Genomic DNA, 16,320 nt, shown 5'->3' with positions numbered 1-16,320 from the left:
ATGACTTTCAGGAGAACAGCAGAACGCCGTGGCTGCCCGCCACGGCCCCGACGACGGTGAGGAGGCTGAGCGCCAGGAGCACCCAGTGCATGCGGGCTACGAGGCGCAAGGTGCGCGCCGAGTCGCGCTGCGCGCGCGCCGCAAGCCGGCGGTGCAGGAACAGCGGCTCGATGACGAACAGCATCGCGGTGAAGATCGCCCACACGATCACCATCGCGCTCATCCACCAGTAGCGAGGGTCCGGGAATCGCTGCCAGAGATCGAGCGAGACGACGAGATACAAACCGGTGAGGCCGACGAGCGCCGTCGTCCAGCGCGCCTGCCGCGCGAAACGGTGCTCGAGCGCCTCGAAGAGATCGAACGTGCCGCCGCGCGCGGCGACCGCCGGCAGCAGGACCGTCGTCACCATGGCGACCCCGCCGATCCACAGCACGACCCCGACGACGTGCAGCGCGCGGGCGATTCCCCAGCTTTCCATCGCCAGACTCAGCCGAGCCGCTCCCTCCCGTGCGGACGGGTGAAGTCGAGGTCGGGCCCGATCGGCACGATGCGCGTCGGGTTGATGTGCTCGTGGCTCATGTAGTAATGGCGCTTGATGTGCCCCAAATCTACGGTGTCGGCCACACCCGGCGTTTGATATAGATCAAGCAGATACGGAAAAAGGTGCGGATAGTCCGCGACGCGTCGCACGTTGCACTTGAAATGCCCGTAATAGACCGCGTCGAACCGGACGAGGGTGGTGAAGAGGCGCCAGTCGGCCTCGGTCTGCGTCCTGCCCACGAGCCAGCGCGAGCGCGCGAGCCGAGCGTCGAGCTCGTCCAGGGCCTCGAAGAGGCGGCTCGCGGCCGCTTCGTAGGCGGCCTGCGTGCCCGCGAAACCGGCGCGGTACACGCCGTTGTTCACGTTCGCGTAGACCTTCGCGTTGATCGCGTCGATCTCCGCGCGGTGCTCGGCCGGATAGTAGTCGGGCGTACCCGGCGCGAACGACGCGAACTCGCTGTCGAGCATCCGGATGATCTCGGACGACTCGTTGTTGACGATGACGCCGCGCTGCTTGTCCCACAGCACGGGCACGGTCACTCGTCCCGAATAGCCCGCGTCGTTGCGCGTGTACGCTTCGTGCAGGTAGCGAAAGCCGTTGAGCGTATCCGGGCACGCGTCGCTGAACCCCCAGCCCTCTTTCGTCATCACCGGCTCCACCACGGAAACGGTGACGGCGTCTTCGAGCTTTTTCAGCTTGCGGAAGATCAGCGTGCGATGCGCCCACGGGCACGCGAGCGACACGTACAGATGGTAGCGGCCGAATTCCGCGGGGAACCCGCTCGAGCCGTCGGCGGTGACACGGTTACGAAGCTGCGCGTCGGGGCGCTCGAAAGCGCCGCCGGTCTGCTTCGTATCGTACCAGCCGTCGTGCCATTGACCGTTGAGGAGATAACCCATGATCAAAACAAAGCCTTAACACGGAGGGCACGGAGGAACACGGTGGACACGGAGGAAAATCAAATCGGTCGTATGCGTACCGTGTCATGCTGGTTCGATTGTAGGGTGCGTGGTAACGCACCGCTAACGGCGCGGTGCGCTGGCGCGCACCCTACGCGAGACAAACCCGCTTGCCTCCCTCCGTGCCCTCCGTGAACCTCCGTGTCCTCCGTGTTCACGCTTTTGATTCTAGCTTCCGGGAGGACCCGCGAAGAGCTGGTACATCCACACGAGAAAACCGTACCCGGACACGATCAGCACCGACAGGATCGGCGCCATGATGAGGCTCAGGAACAGCCACGTGCGGAACTCTTCCTTCTTGCGCTGCGGATCGGCCGGCGGCGCCGCGACCGCACCGCGCCCCTCGACGCTACGGCTGTCGTTCATCTGCGGCTCCCATGACTGTGGACATGTTCGGCAGGCGGTGCGCGATGCCCTTGTGACAGTCGATGCACGTCTTCTCGCCGCGCTCGAGCGCGGTGGAATGCGCGTCGGACGCCCGCTTGGTCTGCCGCGTGAAATCCATCGACTCGAACTGGTGGCAGTTGCGGCATTCGAGGGAGTCGTTCGCCTTGAACCGCGCCCACTCGTGCTGCGCGAGCTCGAGGCGCTTGTCGAGGAACTTCTCGCGGGTGTCGATCGTCCCGAAGATCTTGCCCCAGACCTCCTTCGACGCCTGCATTTTGCGCGCCATCTTGTGCGTCCAGCCGTGCGGCACGTGGCAGTCGGAGCACTTCGCGCGCACGCCGGAGCGGTTGGTGAAATGGATCGTCGACTGCAGCTCCTGGTAGACGTTGTCTCGCATCTCGTGGCAGCCGGTGCAGAACGCCTCGGTGTTGGTCGCTTCCATGGCGGTGTTGAAGCCGCCCCAGAAGATCACGCCGCCGATGAAGCCGCCGATCGTCAGAAAGCCGAGGCTGTAATAAGCGCTCGGCCGCGTGAGCGTGCGCCAGTAGCGCTTGAGGAGATCGCGCATGGCGTCACTTCTTCGCCGGCGCGGTCTTCTGCGCGGCTTGGGTGCGCCTCACGATCGACTCGACGTCCTCGTAGGTGTTGCGCACGGCGGTCTCCGGCCTGATGTCCATCTGCACCACGTGGCAGGTGTCGCAGAAGTAGCGTCGCGGCGCGACGTCGGCGAGGAAGTTGCCGTCGCGGTCGGTGTAGTGCGTGATGCTGATCGGCGGCGCCTGCGACTCGGCGGCTTTGGCGCGCGAGTGGCACATCAGGCACCGGTTCGCGTAGCGGTCGATCTGGTAGTTGTCGATCGAGTGCGGGATCGTCGGCGGCTGCATCGCGTACGAGCGCGTGCGCCTGACGTCCTTGTTCTCGACCGTCGACAGCCGCGCGGGACGGGTTTCCTCGTTCACCGCGACGGGGCCGCGCAGCGGGTCGAACTTGCCCTGGGGCGCGTTGGGCTGCGCCGCGGACGCGACCGCCGCGAGACCGAGCCAGAGGACGAGAGCGAGCGTTTTGTTCATGGTCACACCTTCACCACTTTGCACGCGCACTTCTTGAAGTCGGTCTGCAGCGAGATCGGATCGGTCGCGTCGAGCGTGAGCTTGTTGATGAGCTGGCTCGAATCGAACCACGGCACGTACACCACGCCCTTGGGCGGCTTGTTGCGTCCGCGGGTCTCCACGCGTGTGCGCATGGCGCCGCGCCTCGACTGAAGCTCGACCTCCGAGCCGCGGCGCACGCCGAGCGCCGCCGCGTCCTCCGGATGCATGTAGACCACCGCATTGGGGAAAGCGCGGTAGAGCTCGGGCACGCGCCGCGTCATCGATCCGGAGTGCCAGTGCTCCAGCACCCGCCCGGTGACGAGCCACAGCGGATACTCCTTGTCGGGAGACTCGGCGGGCGGCTCGTACGGCAGCGCGTAGATGTAGGCCTTGTTGTCGGCGTTGCCGTAGAACTGGAAGCCCGTGCCCGCTTTCACGTACGGATCGGAGCCTTCGCGATAGCGCCAGCGCGTCTCCTTGCCGTCGACGACCGGCCAGCGCATGCCGCGCACCTTGTGATAGGTGTCGAAGGGCGCCAGGTCGTGGCCGTGGCCGCGGCCGAAGCTCGCGTATTCCTCGAACAGGCCCTTCTGCAGGTAGAAGCCGAAGTGCTTCGCCTCGAAGTTCTCGTAGCTCTTGTCGATCTCCGCGAGCGGGAACCTGTCGACCTGGCCGTTCCTGAAGAGCACGTCGTACATCGTCTTGCCGCGATACTGCGGCGCCTTGTCGACGAGCTCCTTGGGCCATACCTCTTCGATCTTGAACCGCTTGGAGAACTCGACGAGCTGCCACAGGTCCGAGCGCGCCTGTCCCGGCGCGTCGACGAGCTGGTGCCAGAAGTGGGTGCGCCGCTCGGCGTTGCCGTACGCGCCTTCCTTCTCCACCCACATCGCCGTCGGCAGGATCAGATCCGCCGCAGCCGTCGTCACGGTCGGGTAGGCGTCCGAGACGACGATGAAGTTCGCCGGGTTGCGGTAGCCCGGATAGCCTTCGTTGTTGATGTTCGCCGCGGCCTGCATGTTGTTGTTGACCTGCACCCAGTAGGCGTTGAGCTTGCCGTCCTTGAGCATCCGGTTCTGGAGCACCGCGTGATAGCCGGGCTTGTCGGGGATCGTCCCGGGCGGGAGCTTCCAGATCTCCTCGGCGTGCGCGCGGTGCTTCGGGTTCGTCACCAGCATGTCCGCGGGCAGGCGGTGCGAGAACGTGCCGACCTCGCGCGCGGTGCCGCAGGCCGACGGCTGGCCGGTCAGCGAGAACGGGCTGTTGCCCGGGGTGGCGATCTTCCCCGTGAGCAGATGGATGTTGTAGATCATGTGGTTCGCCCACACGCCGCGCGTGTGCTGGTTGAACCCCATGGTCCAGAACGACATCACCTTGGTCTTGGGGTCGGCGTAGAGGCGCGCGAGGCGCTCGAGGCGGTCTTTCGGCACGCCCGACATCTTCGAGGCGAATTCCACGTCGTACTTCGAGACGAACTTCGCGAACTCGTCGAACGACGACGGCTTGGAACCCCCGGCGTCGGCGGCGTTCTGCGCCGCTTTCTGCAGCGCGTGCTCGGGCCGCAGGCCGTAGCCGATGTTGGTGTTGCCGACCTTGAACGCGACGTGCTTCCCGACGAAATCGCGGTTCACCGCGTTGCTCTTGATGATGTAGTTCGCGATGTAGTTGAGGATCGCGAGGTCGCTCTGCGGGACGAAGGTCATCGGCAGGTCCGCGAGCTCGTACGAGCGATGCTCGTACGTCGAGAGCACCGCGACCTGCACGTGCTTCGCCTTGAGCTTGCGCGCGGAGAGGCGCTGCCACAGGATCGGGTGCATCTCCGCCATGTTCGAGCCCCACAGCACGAAGGCGTCCGCGGCTTCGATGTCGTCGTAGCAGCCCATCGGCTCGTCCATGCCGAACGTGCGCATGAAGGCGACGGCGGCGGACGCCATGCAGTGGCGCGCGTTGGGGTCGATGTTGTTCGAGCGAAAACCCGCTTTCATGAGCTTGGACGCGGCGTAGCCCTCCCACACCGTCCACTGCCCCGACCCGAACATGCCCACACCCGACGGTCCCTTGTCCTTCAGCGCGGCCTTCCACTTCTCGGCCATGATGTCGAAGGCCTGATCCCACGTCACCGGTGCGAACTCGCCGTTCTTGTCGTACTTGCCGTTGGTCTGCCGCAGGAGCGGCGTGGTCAGCCGGTCCTCGCCGTACATGATCTTCGACAGGAAGTAGCCCTTGACGCAGTTCACGCCGCGGTTGACCTCGGCCTCGGGATCGCCGTGCGTCGCGACGACCCGGCCTTCCTTGACCGCGACGTTGACGCCGCAGCCGGTGCCGCAGAAGCGGCACGGCGCTTTCGACCAGCGCAGCCTGGCCGCGTCGGCGTCGGTGATCATGTTCTGGGCGGAGGCGGCGAGCGGCACCGTCCCCGCGGCCGCGGCGGCGATGGACGCCCCGGAATTCATCAGAAAATCGCGGCGGTTGATCTTATCGGACATGCGAAATCTCCTCGTGAGACGCGGCGCGGCCGCACCGGCAGTGCTTTGTTTGATGCGGATCAAGTCGATGGTAGTGGTGGGGGTGCCGCGGACAATTGGACGTAGGTCCAATCGTCAACCCTTCGGCGGGTCGCCGCGCATCGTCTCTGCCGCGCCGGTGTCGAGGCGCATCTTCGTCGGGAGCGCGTTGAGTATGCGGGCGCGCAATACGCGGAACTCGTGGCGCGTGTCGCCCGCCGTCAGCGGATCCCTGTCGGCGGCAAAGCCGCGCGCGAGCTGCGCCCAGTCGTCCTCGGTCAGCTCGTCGCACACGTCGGAGAGCAGCCGCTCTTCGGCCTGCAGGTGCTCTTCGAGGAGCGCCGCATAGGTCGCCACGTTGGTGGACAGCCGCGAGAGCGCTTTCGGGTCGCCCGCCTGAAAGTGCACGAGGTCGCGCTGGATGCGCACCAGCATCTGGGCGCTGCGGGCGTGGTCGGTCCGCAGCCGGTCGAGCAGCGCGTCGAAACGCGCCGTCCGCCTGCGCACGACCGGGAACAGATACCTGTCTTCCTTGGGATGGTGCACGCGCTCGGGGAAGTCGTCGATGTAGTAGAGGACCTCGGCGAGCAGGTGGAAATCGGGCTCCCTGCCGAACTGCGAGATCTCGTGCAGCAGCCGCTGGAGGATCGAGAGCACGATGCGCAGCGTGCGGTGCTCCTCGACCAGCACGCCGGTCACGAGGTCGCGCGCCGACGGCGATGCGCTGGCGGCGAGCCTCAGGTGCGATCCATTCGACGCTTCCATGCGCGCACGTTCTCACGGTCCGCCCCCGGGAAGGTTGATGTGGATCAAACCCGTCACGGTGGAGGCCGCGCTTTTGACCCCGATCAAGCAATTGCAACGACCTCATTGAGACGACAGCACATCTTGGGGCAACCTTGCCTTCATACCACCACATGTCGTGGTGCCCAACGGAGAATGTAGCATGCTCAATCGTCTTCGCGCGATCGTCAGGCGCGACGGCTCCCGACAGGCGTTCGACGATGCGCGCATCGTGCGGGCGCTGACGCGCGCGGGAGCGGCGACCGGCGAGTTCGGCGAGCGTGAAGCGCGCCGCCTCTGCGATCACGCCATCGGCATTCTCGCGCAGGAGAGCGCGATGCACGTTCCCCACGTCGAGGAGGTGCAGGACGTCGTGGAGGCCACCTTGATCGATGCGGGCTACGTCGCGACCGCGCGCGCCTACATCGTCTACCGCGAGCAGCACGCGAGGCTGCGCGAAGACCGGCGTACGCTGATCGACGTCGCCGCGTCGATGGAGGAGTACCTCGAGCAGCGCGACTGGCGCGTCAACGCCAACGCGAACCAGGGTTACTCGCTCGGCGGACTGATCCTCAACGTGGCCGGCAAGGTGACGGCGAACTACTGGCTGTCGCATGTCTACCCGCCGGCCATCGGGCAGGCGCATCGCGAAGGCGACATCCACATCCACGACCTCGACATGCTGTCGGGGTATTGCGCCGGATGGTCGCTGCGCACTTTCCTCGCCGAAGGCCTCAACGGCATCCCGGGCCGGGTCGAGTCGGGTCCGCCGAAGCACCTGTCGAGCGCGGTCGCGCAGATCGTCAACTTCCTCGGCACGCTCCAGAACGAATGGGCGGGGGCGCAGGCGTTCAGCTCCTTCGATACGTGCATGGCGCCGTTCGTGCGCAAGGACCGCCTCTCCTACGAAGCGGTGAGGCAGTGCATACAGGAGCTCATCTATAACCTGAACGTGCCTTCGCGCTGGGGCTCGCAGACGCCGTTCACCAACCTCACTTTCGACTGGACGTGTCCCGAGGACCTGTGCGACGCGGTGCCGGTCATCGCCGGCGAGGAGATGCCGTTCACCTACGGCGAGCTCCAGCCGGAGATGGACGCGATCAACCGCGCCTACATCGAGGTGATGACCGCCGGCGACCGGCAGGGGCGCGTCTTCACCTTCCCGATACCGACGTACAACATCACGCGCGATTTCGCGTGGGACACGCCGCTCGCCGACCGGCTCTTCGACATGACCGCGAAATACGGCCTGCCCTACTTCCAGAACTTCGTCACGTCCGACCTGAAGCCGCACATGATCCGCTCGATGTGCTGCCGCCTGCAGCTCGATCTCACCGAGCTGCTCAGGCGCGGCAACGGCCTCTTCGGCTCGGCGGAGCAGACCGGCTCGCTCGGCGTGGTCACGCTCAACTGCGCGCGGCTGGGGTACGTCTGCCGCGGCGACGAGCGCTCGCTGTACGAGCGCGTGGACGAGCTGCTGGAGCTCGCGCGCGACAGTCTGGAGCTGAAGAGAAAAGTGATCCAGCGCCACATGGACGACGGCCTGTTCCCGTACACCCGCCGCTATCTCGGCACGCTGCGCAACCACTTCTCGACGGTCGGCGTGAACGGGATCAACGAGGCGATCCGCAACTTCACGCGCGACGAGCACGACATCACCACCGAATGGGGCCACCGCTTCGCTCTGAGGCTGCTCGACCACGTCCGCGCGCGCATCGTCGGGTTCCAGGAAGAGACCGGACACCTGTACAACCTCGAAGCGACGCCGGCCGAAGGAACGACGTACCGCTTCGCGCGCGAGGACCTCAAGCGGTATCCCGACATCCTGCAGGCCGGCACGCGCGACATGCCGTACTACACCAACTCGTCGCAGCTCCCGGTCGGCTACACCGACGATCCGTTCGAGGCGCTCGAGCGCCAGGAAGAGCTCCAGCGCAAGTACACCGGCGGCACGGTGCTCCACCTCTACATGAACGAGCGCCTGTCGTCGGCCGAGGCGTGCAGGACGCTCGTGCGCCGCGCGCTGGAGAACTACGCCCTGCCCTACATCACCGTCACGCCGACGTTCTCGATCTGCCCGAAGCACGGCTATCTCGCCGGCGAGCACGAGTACTGCCCGAAATGCGACGCGGACCTCTATGCAAAGAAGCGCCGCGAGCTGGAATCAGCGACCTGACATCCCAAGGAGAAGACCATGAACGACATGACCGCCCCCGCCGCTCTCACCGCCCTCGACCTCGACGATGCCGAGCGCCAGAAATGCGAGGTGTGGACGAGGGTAATGGGGTACCACCGGCCGGTGTCTTCGTTCAATACGGGGAAGAAGGGAGAGCACCGCGAGCGCAAGTTTTTCAGGGAAAAAGAAGTGACGGATGAAACGGTGACGGATAGAGCGGTGACGGATAAAGCGGTGACGCAGGATTAGCGGGTGTCCGCTTCACCCGTCACTGCTTCATCCGCCACCTTTTTCGTCACTTCTTGCACGTGCCGACTCTCCGCATCGGCGGCCTCACCCCCTTCTCCGCCACCGACTACCCCGACCATCTCTGCGCGGTGGTGTTCTGCCAGGGGTGTCCGTGGCGGTGCGGGTATTGCCACAACGCACATCTGCAGCCGTCGCGCGGTGCGGGTGAGGTCGCGTGGAGCGGCGTGCTTGCGTTTCTCCAGCGTCGCAAGCGAGTGCTCGACGCGGTGGTCTTCAGCGGCGGGGAGCCGACGCTGCAGTCGGGACTCGCGGAGGCGATGCGCGACGTGAAAGCGATGGGCTACAAGGTCGGCCTGCACACGGCCGGGATCTACCCGCGGCGTCTCGCGGAGGTGCTGCCGCTCACCGACTGGGTGGGCATGGATGTGAAGGCGACGTTCGCGGGCTATGACCGCGTGACGCAGACCCCCGGCAGCGCCGTGCGCGCGCGCGAAAGCATGGGGCTCGTGCTGGCGAGCGGCGTCCGGCACCAGTTCCGCACCACGGTCGACGAGCGCGTGCTCACGCCGGCGGAGGTCGACGAGCTGACCGAGCTGCTCGCAGCCCGCGGCGAACCTCACCTTCGGCAAAAATGCCGCCCCCCGCGACGATGACGGCTCACTTCATCACCTCATCACCCGCACTTGCTTTGCGCCACATCAAAGTGCGCACCGCGGGCACGGCGTAGTGTGGATAGTGCAACCTCGTGGAGGAACCCATGAAACTGCTCACCGCTCTTTTTGCCGTCCTCGCGCTGAGCGCGCCCGCGGCGGCGCAGACGACGACGCGCGACTGCGTATACGACTACGTCTTCCTCACGGACAATGAATGTCGCGCGTATCGAGCCAAGGTGCTGAAAGCGAAGTCCGCCGAGGAACGCCTCGCCCTGCAGCAGGAGGCCAACCGGGTGATCGCCGAGAGGGCCGAAGCGCGCGGCGTCGCACAGACCGACTGGCGCGGCCTCAAGCTGAGGCCGACGACCGCATCGCGATAGTGTCCTGCCTTCGCGCCCTCGTGCCTATTGCACTTCGGTGTCGATGACGATGTCGACGCCGCTCGCGGCGTTCGCGATCGGCCCGCTGGCGCCCTGGAGATCGCCCGACTGAGGCTGCGCGTTGCCCGATTTCGACACGCGCGCGCTGACGATCACTTTCGGAAAGGCCGAGAGCTTCATGTTCGGCGCCATCGCCATCGTGTCGTCGAGGGTGAACTGCACGGGCAGCTCGCGTGCGGGCTTGCGCAGGACGGCGAGCGGCACGCGCGGGCCTTCGGCGGCGCGCGCGTAGATGAAGACGATGTCGTCGGGCCCGACCTTCGATTTGAGCTCGGGCTTGAGCGAGACCGTGCCCGACACCGTCGCACCTTCGCCGCCGCCTTTCGCGGCCGCGGGCGCGGCCGGCACGCTCTGCGCCGATGTCGTCGGACCCGGCGGGCTGCCGCCCGCGGCGAGCTGACGCGCTTCCGCCACGCTCGACTCGACGCCTTTCGCGATCTCCGAATCGGGCGGCACGAGCTTCAGGATCTTCTCCCAGTGGCTCGCCGCGCCTGCGAAATCCTTCTGCTCGAACCTCGCCGAGCCCGCGAGCGCGAGCGCTTTCACGTTGCCCGGATCGGCCTGCAGCGCTCTCGCGATGATCTTCTCGGGCTCGCCCTGGAGCTTGCGTCCCTGCGCCATCGCCGCCGCGTCGGCATAGTCGGCGAGGAGCTGCGCGTTGTTCGGGATGCGCTCGGCGGCCTGCGCGTACGCCTGTGCCGCTTCCGGGAAGCGGCCGAGCACCGAGTACGACCGCCCGAGCATGACCCAGCCTTCGGCGTCGTCCGGATTCTCCTTGAGCTTGGCTGCGAGCCGGCTGACCATGTCGACGATCTGCTGCTCGGTCACTTCGTGCCCGCCGCCCTCGCCCGCCAGCTGCGGCGACAGCGCCTGCGGCGTCCCGGTGAGCGCGTAGAACGCGACCGCGAGGATCGGCACCGCGACGCCGGCGGCGATCGCCGTCCAGCGTCCGCGCGCGGGCGCCGCGTCCGCGGTCTCGTCGGCGGTGACGTCCTGGAGCACGCGCGCTTCCAGCTCCGCGCGGGCCTTCTGGTATTCCTCGGGCGCGAGCGTGCCGGCTTCGCGGTCGGCGTCGAGCTCGCGCATCTGGTCGCGATACACCGCCGCGTTCACCTGGCTCCTCAGCACGTTCGACCTGCAGCGGCCTTTGATGAGCGGCGGCAGCACGAAGAGCAGAGCGCCCACGACCAGCAGGGCCGCGAGGACGACGAAACCGGTCATCGCGGCTCCGCCCCGGGCGGCGGGTCGAGGAGCGCCGCGGCGCGCGCCTGCTCTTCCTCGGTCAGCGCGGGCGGCACCGCGAGCGCGCGGCGCTTCCTGAGCCATGTGAAGAGCGCGGCCAGGCCGCCCACCAGCAACAGCGCGGGACCGAACCACAGGAACATCGTCGTGCCTTTCACCGGCGGCCGATACAGCACGAAGTCGCCGTAGCGCGCCACCATGTAGTCGCGGATCTCGCGCTCGCTCATGCCCTGCTTGAGCTTCTCGCGCACCTGGTTCTTGAGGTCGATCGCGAGATCGGCGTGCGAATCGGCGAGCGTCTGGTTCTGGCACACGAGGCAGCGCAGCTCTTCGGCGACGGCGTTCACGCGCTTCTCGAGCTCGGGATCCGCCGCCGCAGGCGCGGCCTCGGCGGCGCGCGCCGACTGCGCGCCTACGAACAGCAGAAGCAGAAAGGTCAATATCGTTTTCATTTCTAGCGGTGCGTTGGCACGCACCCTACGTCATCGTTTCACGTCACCGGTTCATGTCACCGGTTGTCGTCACCGCCTTACCCGTCACCGCTTTATCCGTCACGCCTCACGTATTCTCCGCTTCCAGCTGCCTCGCCAGCGGCAGTATCTTCGACTGCAGCACCTCCGGCGTGACCGGGCCGATCTGCTTGTAACGGATCACGCCGCGCTTATCGATGACGTAGGTCTCGGGCACGCCGTAGACGCCGTAATCGATGCCGACCTGGCCTTTGGCGTCGACCGCGGAGAGCTTGTACGGGTTGCCGAACTGCTGGAGCCAGCGTTTCGCGTCGTCCTGCTGGTCCTTGTAGTCGAGGCCGTAGATCGGGATCACGCCGGTCTTCGCGAGCTCCATGAGCACCGGGTGCTCCTGGCGGCACGATACGCACCACGACGCCCACACGTTGAGGATCCACACGCGGCCTTTCATGTCGGCGGGCGCGAAGGTCTTGCCGGGCTCGTGGAGCTGCGGCAGCTCGAACGCGGGCGCCGGCTTGCCGATCAGCGGCGACGGCACTTCGCGCGGGTTGAGCGTGAGCCCGATCCCGAGCAGCACCACGAGCGCGAGGAACGCGACGAGCAGGATATAGCGGAGATACGAGGGCTTGTTCGATGAGGCTTCGGGGGATTTCGGTATCGCTTCGGTCGTCATTGAACTTACCTCACGGGTTCGGGCGCGGCCTCGGCCGGCCGCGCGGCCGCCTGCGGCAGCGGCCGCGGCGCGATGCGGTAGCGGCGATCGCTGGCTGCGAGCAGGCCGCCGAGCGCCATGATCACGCAGCCGAACCAGATCCAGTCGACGAAAGGCTTCACCCAGATGCGGATCACCCAAGCGGTCGGCGACACCGCTTCGCCCATGGCGACGTAGAGATCGCGCGCGAAGCCGCTGTCGATCGCCGCTTCGGTCATCGGCATCTGCTGCACGGTGTAGATGCGTTTCTCGGGATGCATGACCGTCACGCGCTTGCCGTCCTTCGTGACCTCGATCGTCCCGCGCGCCGCGACGTAGTTGGGCCCGTCGATCTCGCGCACGCCGTCGAAGCGGAACGTGTAGCCCGAGAGGTGCGCGGTCGTGCCCGGCTCCATCTTCACGTCGGTCTCGGTGCCGTAGCCCGTCACCATCGTCACCCCGACCACGAACACCGCGACGCCGAAGTGCGCGAGCAGCATGCCGTAGTAGCTCGCGGAAGACGCCCTCACCTTGGCCGCCAAGGTCGCGCCCGCGCTCGAGCGGAGGCGGTTGACCAGCGCGGCGAGCGTCGTGAACGCGATCCACGCCGCGAGCAGGAAGCCGCCGCTCACGCCCCACGTCCACTTGCCCATCGTGAACGGCAGGACGAGCGCGACGATGATGCTCGCCACGAACGCGTACTTGAGCCGCGTCGCCAGGTCGGGGAGGCTCGCGCTCTTCCAGCGGGCGATCGGCCCCACGCCGATCAATATCAGCGCCGGCACCATGAGCGGCACGAACACGGTATCGAAGTACGGCGGCCCGACCGAGATCTTGCCCAGCCCCAGCGCGTCGAGCGCCAGCGGATACAAGGTGCCGAGCAGCACCGACGCCGCCGCGACGATGAGCAGCACGTTGTTGGTGAGCAGCATCGCTTCGCGCGAGACCAGATCGAACGCGCCGCCGAGCCCGACCTTGGGCGAACGGATCGCGAAGAGCGCGAGCGAGCCGCCGATCACGATCGACAGGAAGATCAGGATGAAGATGCCGCGCTTGGGATCGGTGGCGAAAGCGTGCACGGATGTAAGGACTCCCGAGCGCACGAGGAACGTGCCGAGCAGCGACAGCGCGAACGCGAAGATCGCGAGGATCACCGTCCAGCTCTTGAAGGTGCCGCGCTTCTCGGTCACCGCGAGCGAGTGCACGAGCGCGGTGCCGACGAGCCACGGCATGAACGACGCGTTCTCGACCGGGTCCCAGAACCACCAGCCGCCCCAGCCGAGCTCGTAGTACGCCCAGAAGCTGCCGAGCGCGATGCCGAGCGTGAGGAAGAGCCACGCCGCGGTCGTCCACGGGCGCGACCAGCGCGCCCACGCCGCGTCGAGCTTGCCCGACAGCAGCGCCGCGATCGCGAACGAGAACGCGACCGAGAAGCCGACGTAGCCCATGTAGAGCATCGGCGGGTGGAACACCATGCCCGGATCCTGCAGCAGCGGGTTGAGATCCTTGCCGTCCGCAGGCACGGGGAACAGCCGGTCGAACGGGTTGGACGTGAACAGCATGAACAGGAGGAAGCCGACGCTGACCAGCCCCATCACGCCGAGCACGCGCGCGACCATCTCCTCGGGAAGCTTGCGGCTGAAGACCGTCACCGCGGTCGTCCACACCGCGAGCATCAGCGTCCAGAGCAGCAGCGAGCCTTCGTGGCCGCCCCACACGCCGGCGACCTTGTAGGCCATCGGCAGCTTGGAGTTCGAGTTCAGCGCGACGTACTGCACCGAGAAATCGCCGGTCACGAACGCGTAGGTGAGGCACGCGAAGGCGATGACGATGAAGACGAACTGCCCCTGCGCCGCGGGACGCGCGACCGCCATCCACGCGACGTTGCCGCGCGCAGCGCCCGCCAGCGAGAACACCGCCTGGGCGAGCGCGAGGCACAGCGCCAGCGCGAGCGCGAACTGCCCGAGCTCCGGAATCATGGCGAGCCTCCTTGCAGCGATTTGCCGGTCTTCTGCGCGAGCCCGGCGGCATGCGCCTTGTCCACCGCTTCCTTCGCTTCGGGCGGCATGTAGTTCTCGTCGTGCTTGGCGAGCACCTCGCTCGCGGCGAACACGCCGTCGTGGCCGAGCTTGCCCTGCGCCACCACGCCCTTGCCCTCCTTGAAGAGGTCGGGCAGCACGCCTTTGTAGACGACCGGGATGTTCTGCGCGGTGTCGGTGACGACGAACTTCACCGACACGCCGTCGGCCTGCCGCTGCACGCTGCCCGCCTGCACCAGGCCGCCGATGCGGAACGTGCGCTCTTTCGGCGCCTCGTTCGCCGCGACCTGCGTCGGCGTGAAGAAGAACACCAGGTTCTTTTCGAACGCGTTGAGCACCAGATAGGCCGCGAGCCCGAGCGCTGCGACGCCGAGCGCGATCAGCCCGAAGCGTTTGTGACGTGGTTTCATGCTGCCCCCGATTTACGGCCGCGGCTCTTCGCCATCAGCCCGAGGTGGTTGAGTATGTTGCGGCGGCGGAGCGCCAGGAAGACCACCTCGATGGCAATGAGACCGGCGACGACGCCGTACGATCCCCACACGTAGAGCCCGTAGCCGCCCATCGCCAGAAAGTCGCCGAAGCTCCCCCAATTCATGCGCGCGACCTCACGTATTCATCGACCCAGTCGGTCTGCCGTTCGCGCTCGAGGATGATCGAGCGCACGCGCGCGAGCGCGGCCGCGATGCTGTACATCCAGCACGCGAGCGCCATCACGAGCATGCCCCAGAGCATGGTCGCGGCCATCGTCGGCGCGGCCGTGAGGCTCACCGAGGCGCCCTGGTGCAGCGTGTTCCACCACTTCACCGAGAAATAGATGATCGGCACGTTGACCACGCCGACCAGCGCGAGCACCGCCGCCGCCTTGTCGGCCCGGCGCGGGTCCTCGATCGCCGAGTGCAGCGCCATGAAGCCGAAGTACAGGAAAAGCAGGATGAGCTCCGAAGTGAGCCGCGCATCCCACACCCACCACGTGCCCCACGTCGGCTTGCCCCACAGCGCCCCCGTCCACAGCGCGAGGAAAGTGAAGAGCGCGCCGGTCGGCGCGAGCGCGGTGGCCATCATGCCCGAAAGACGCGTGTTGAATATCAATCCCATCGCCGCCCAGAACGCCATGACGACGTAGATGAACATCGACATCCATGCGGCGGGAACGTGGATGAAGATGATGCGGTACGACTCGCCCTGGGTCGCATCGGTCGGCGCCACGAAGAAGCCGATGTAGAGGCCGATCGCGGCGAGCACCGCCGCGGCCCACGCGAAGTACGGCACCATCTTTCCCGCGAGCGGGAAAAACGTTTGCGGGGAAGCGAAGGTGAAAGCGTTGAGGCGGCGGCCCTGCAGGGCCTGATCGTGCGGCATGGTCGGCGGTCGTATTTTAGGCGAAGCCGTCAGTACCCGGAAGCCGAAGCGGTCCCGCGGCGGGCCTCACTCTACCGCAATGCGCAGCGCCGCGGCGACGGGCCAAAGGGCGCACGCCGCGGCGAACAGCAGGAGCGCGCCCATGAGCGACAGGTGCGCGGAGACGTCGAGCCCCCCCGCCGCCGCGTCGACCGCCCCCGCGCCGAGGATCAGCACCGGGATGTACAACGGCAGGACCAGCAGCGCGGTGAGCACGCCCGAGCCGCGCACGCCGAGGGTCAGGGCCGCGCCGATCGCCCCGATGAGCGACAGCACCGGCGTGCCGAGCGCGAGCGTCGCCACGAGTATCCCGATGGCTTCCACAGGCATGTCGAACTGCAATGCGAGCACCGGCGACAACGCGACCAGCGGCAGGCCGGTGAGCAGCCAGTGCGCGATCACCTTTCCCATCACCACGATCGTGAGCGGCGACGGCGACAGCAGCATCTGCTCCAGCGTGCCGTCGGCGAAGTCCGCCGCGAACATGCGCGAGAGCGCGAGCATCGACGCGAGCAGCGCCGCGACCCACAGCACGCCCGGCGCGACCGCGCGCAGGAGGTTCACTTCGGGCCCGACGCCGAACGGAAACAGCGACACGACGATTACGAAGAACAATAGCGAGTTCGCGATGTCGGTGCGCCGGCGCATCGCGAGCAGCAGATCGCGGTAGATGACGAGGCGCAGCGTCCGCAGCATC

General features: G+C 66.8%; 17 protein-coding genes and 1 pseudogene. 3 read left to right on the top strand and 15 right to left on the bottom strand.

Annotated features, from left to right (window positions below; all coding sequences use genetic code 11):
- Nucleotides 1-7: 7 nt before the first annotated feature.
- The 7 genes from VHP37_29550 to VHP37_29520 all read right to left on the bottom strand — a co-directional run bounded on the left by VHP37_29550 (nt 8) and on the right by VHP37_29520 (nt 6,247).
- Complete coding sequence (locus VHP37_29550) at nt 8-478, bottom strand: hypothetical protein (protein HEX2830519.1); 471 nt, start codon at nt 476-478, stop codon at nt 8-10.
- Nucleotides 479-486: 8 nt separating this feature from the next.
- A complete protein-coding gene (locus VHP37_29545; GenBank protein HEX2830518.1) occupies nt 487-1,440 on the bottom strand; it encodes a glutathione S-transferase family protein in 954 nt (317 codons plus the stop codon).
- Between the two features lie 228 nt (nt 1,441-1,668).
- Nucleotides 1,669-1,866, bottom strand: a complete 198-nt coding sequence (napE, locus tag VHP37_29540) for a periplasmic nitrate reductase, NapE protein (protein ID HEX2830517.1) — start codon at nt 1,864-1,866, stop codon at nt 1,669-1,671.
- On the bottom strand, nt 1,850-2,455 hold the full coding sequence (locus tag VHP37_29535) for a cytochrome c3 family protein (GenBank protein HEX2830516.1): 606 nt from the start codon (nt 2,453-2,455) through the stop codon (nt 1,850-1,852). The genes napE and VHP37_29535 overlap by 17 nt, the downstream gene beginning before the upstream one ends.
- A 4-nt stretch (nt 2,456-2,459) precedes the next feature.
- Complete coding sequence (locus VHP37_29530) at nt 2,460-2,957, bottom strand: nitrate reductase cytochrome c-type subunit (GenBank protein HEX2830515.1); 498 nt, start codon at nt 2,955-2,957, stop codon at nt 2,460-2,462.
- Nucleotides 2,958-2,959: 2 nt separating this feature from the next.
- On the bottom strand, nt 2,960-5,464 hold the full coding sequence (gene napA, locus VHP37_29525; protein ID HEX2830514.1) for a periplasmic nitrate reductase subunit alpha: 2,505 nt from the start codon (nt 5,462-5,464) through the stop codon (nt 2,960-2,962).
- A gap of 114 nt (nt 5,465-5,578) precedes the next feature.
- Nucleotides 5,579-6,247: a hemerythrin domain-containing protein gene (locus tag VHP37_29520; GenBank protein HEX2830513.1), complete on the bottom strand. Its 669-nt coding sequence runs from the start codon at nt 6,245-6,247 to the stop codon at nt 5,579-5,581.
- A gap of 181 nt (nt 6,248-6,428) precedes the next feature.
- Between VHP37_29520 and VHP37_29515 the strand changes: the two are divergent.
- The 3 genes and pseudogenes from VHP37_29515 to VHP37_29505 all read left to right on the top strand — a co-directional run bounded on the left by VHP37_29515 (nt 6,429) and on the right by VHP37_29505 (nt 9,723).
- Nucleotides 6,429-8,690: pseudogene (locus VHP37_29515) on the top strand (ribonucleoside triphosphate reductase).
- A 59-nt stretch (nt 8,691-8,749) separates the two neighbouring features.
- Complete coding sequence (locus tag VHP37_29510) at nt 8,750-9,343, top strand: anaerobic ribonucleoside-triphosphate reductase activating protein (GenBank protein HEX2830512.1); 594 nt, start codon at nt 8,750-8,752, stop codon at nt 9,341-9,343.
- A 104-nt stretch (nt 9,344-9,447) separates the two neighbouring features.
- Nucleotides 9,448-9,723 (top strand): hypothetical protein, encoded by a 276-nt coding sequence (locus tag VHP37_29505; protein HEX2830511.1) that lies wholly within the window; start codon nt 9,448-9,450, stop codon nt 9,721-9,723.
- 24 nt (nt 9,724-9,747) lie between these two features.
- On the opposite strand, the gene ccmI is transcribed toward VHP37_29505, so the two are convergent.
- From ccmI to ccmB, 8 genes are all read right to left on the bottom strand, one after another.
- Nucleotides 9,748-11,004: a c-type cytochrome biogenesis protein CcmI gene (ccmI, locus tag VHP37_29500; GenBank protein ID HEX2830510.1), complete on the bottom strand. Its 1,257-nt coding sequence runs from the start codon at nt 11,002-11,004 to the stop codon at nt 9,748-9,750.
- A complete protein-coding gene (locus VHP37_29495; protein HEX2830509.1) occupies nt 11,001-11,465 on the bottom strand; it encodes a cytochrome c-type biogenesis protein in 465 nt (154 codons plus the stop codon). Before VHP37_29495 ends, ccmI begins: the two co-directional genes overlap by 4 nt.
- Nucleotides 11,466-11,583: 118 nt before the next feature.
- Nucleotides 11,584-12,168: a DsbE family thiol:disulfide interchange protein gene (locus tag VHP37_29490; protein HEX2830508.1), complete on the bottom strand. Its 585-nt coding sequence runs from the start codon at nt 12,166-12,168 to the stop codon at nt 11,584-11,586.
- Nucleotides 12,169-12,173: 5 nt separating this feature from the next.
- Nucleotides 12,174-14,165: a heme lyase CcmF/NrfE family subunit gene (locus tag VHP37_29485; protein ID HEX2830507.1), complete on the bottom strand. Its 1,992-nt coding sequence runs from the start codon at nt 14,163-14,165 to the stop codon at nt 12,174-12,176.
- Nucleotides 14,162-14,635: a cytochrome c maturation protein CcmE gene (gene ccmE, locus VHP37_29480; protein HEX2830506.1), complete on the bottom strand. Its 474-nt coding sequence runs from the start codon at nt 14,633-14,635 to the stop codon at nt 14,162-14,164. Before ccmE ends, VHP37_29485 begins: the two co-directional genes overlap by 4 nt.
- The gene (gene ccmD, locus VHP37_29475; protein HEX2830505.1) at nt 14,632-14,820 is read right to left on the bottom strand and encodes a heme exporter protein CcmD; all 189 of its coding nucleotides are present in this window, start codon (nt 14,818-14,820) and stop codon (nt 14,632-14,634) included. The genes ccmE and ccmD overlap by 4 nt, the downstream gene beginning before the upstream one ends.
- Nucleotides 14,817-15,584, bottom strand: a complete 768-nt coding sequence (locus VHP37_29470) for a heme ABC transporter permease (GenBank protein HEX2830504.1) — start codon at nt 15,582-15,584, stop codon at nt 14,817-14,819. The genes ccmD and VHP37_29470 overlap by 4 nt, the downstream gene beginning before the upstream one ends.
- Nucleotides 15,585-15,650: 66 nt before the next feature.
- Entirely contained in the window at nt 15,651-16,319 is a 669-nt protein-coding gene (ccmB, locus tag VHP37_29465) for a heme exporter protein CcmB (GenBank protein ID HEX2830503.1), read from the bottom strand.
- Between the last annotated feature and the right edge of the window lies 1 nt (nt 16,320).

The sequence above is a fragment of the Burkholderiales bacterium genome (assembly GCA_036262035.1).
GTDB lineage: Bacteria > Pseudomonadota > Gammaproteobacteria > Burkholderiales > SG8-41 > JAQGMV01.
The sequence above is the reverse complement of the archived record's forward strand: the minus strand, read 5'-3'. Positions and strand labels throughout refer to the sequence as shown.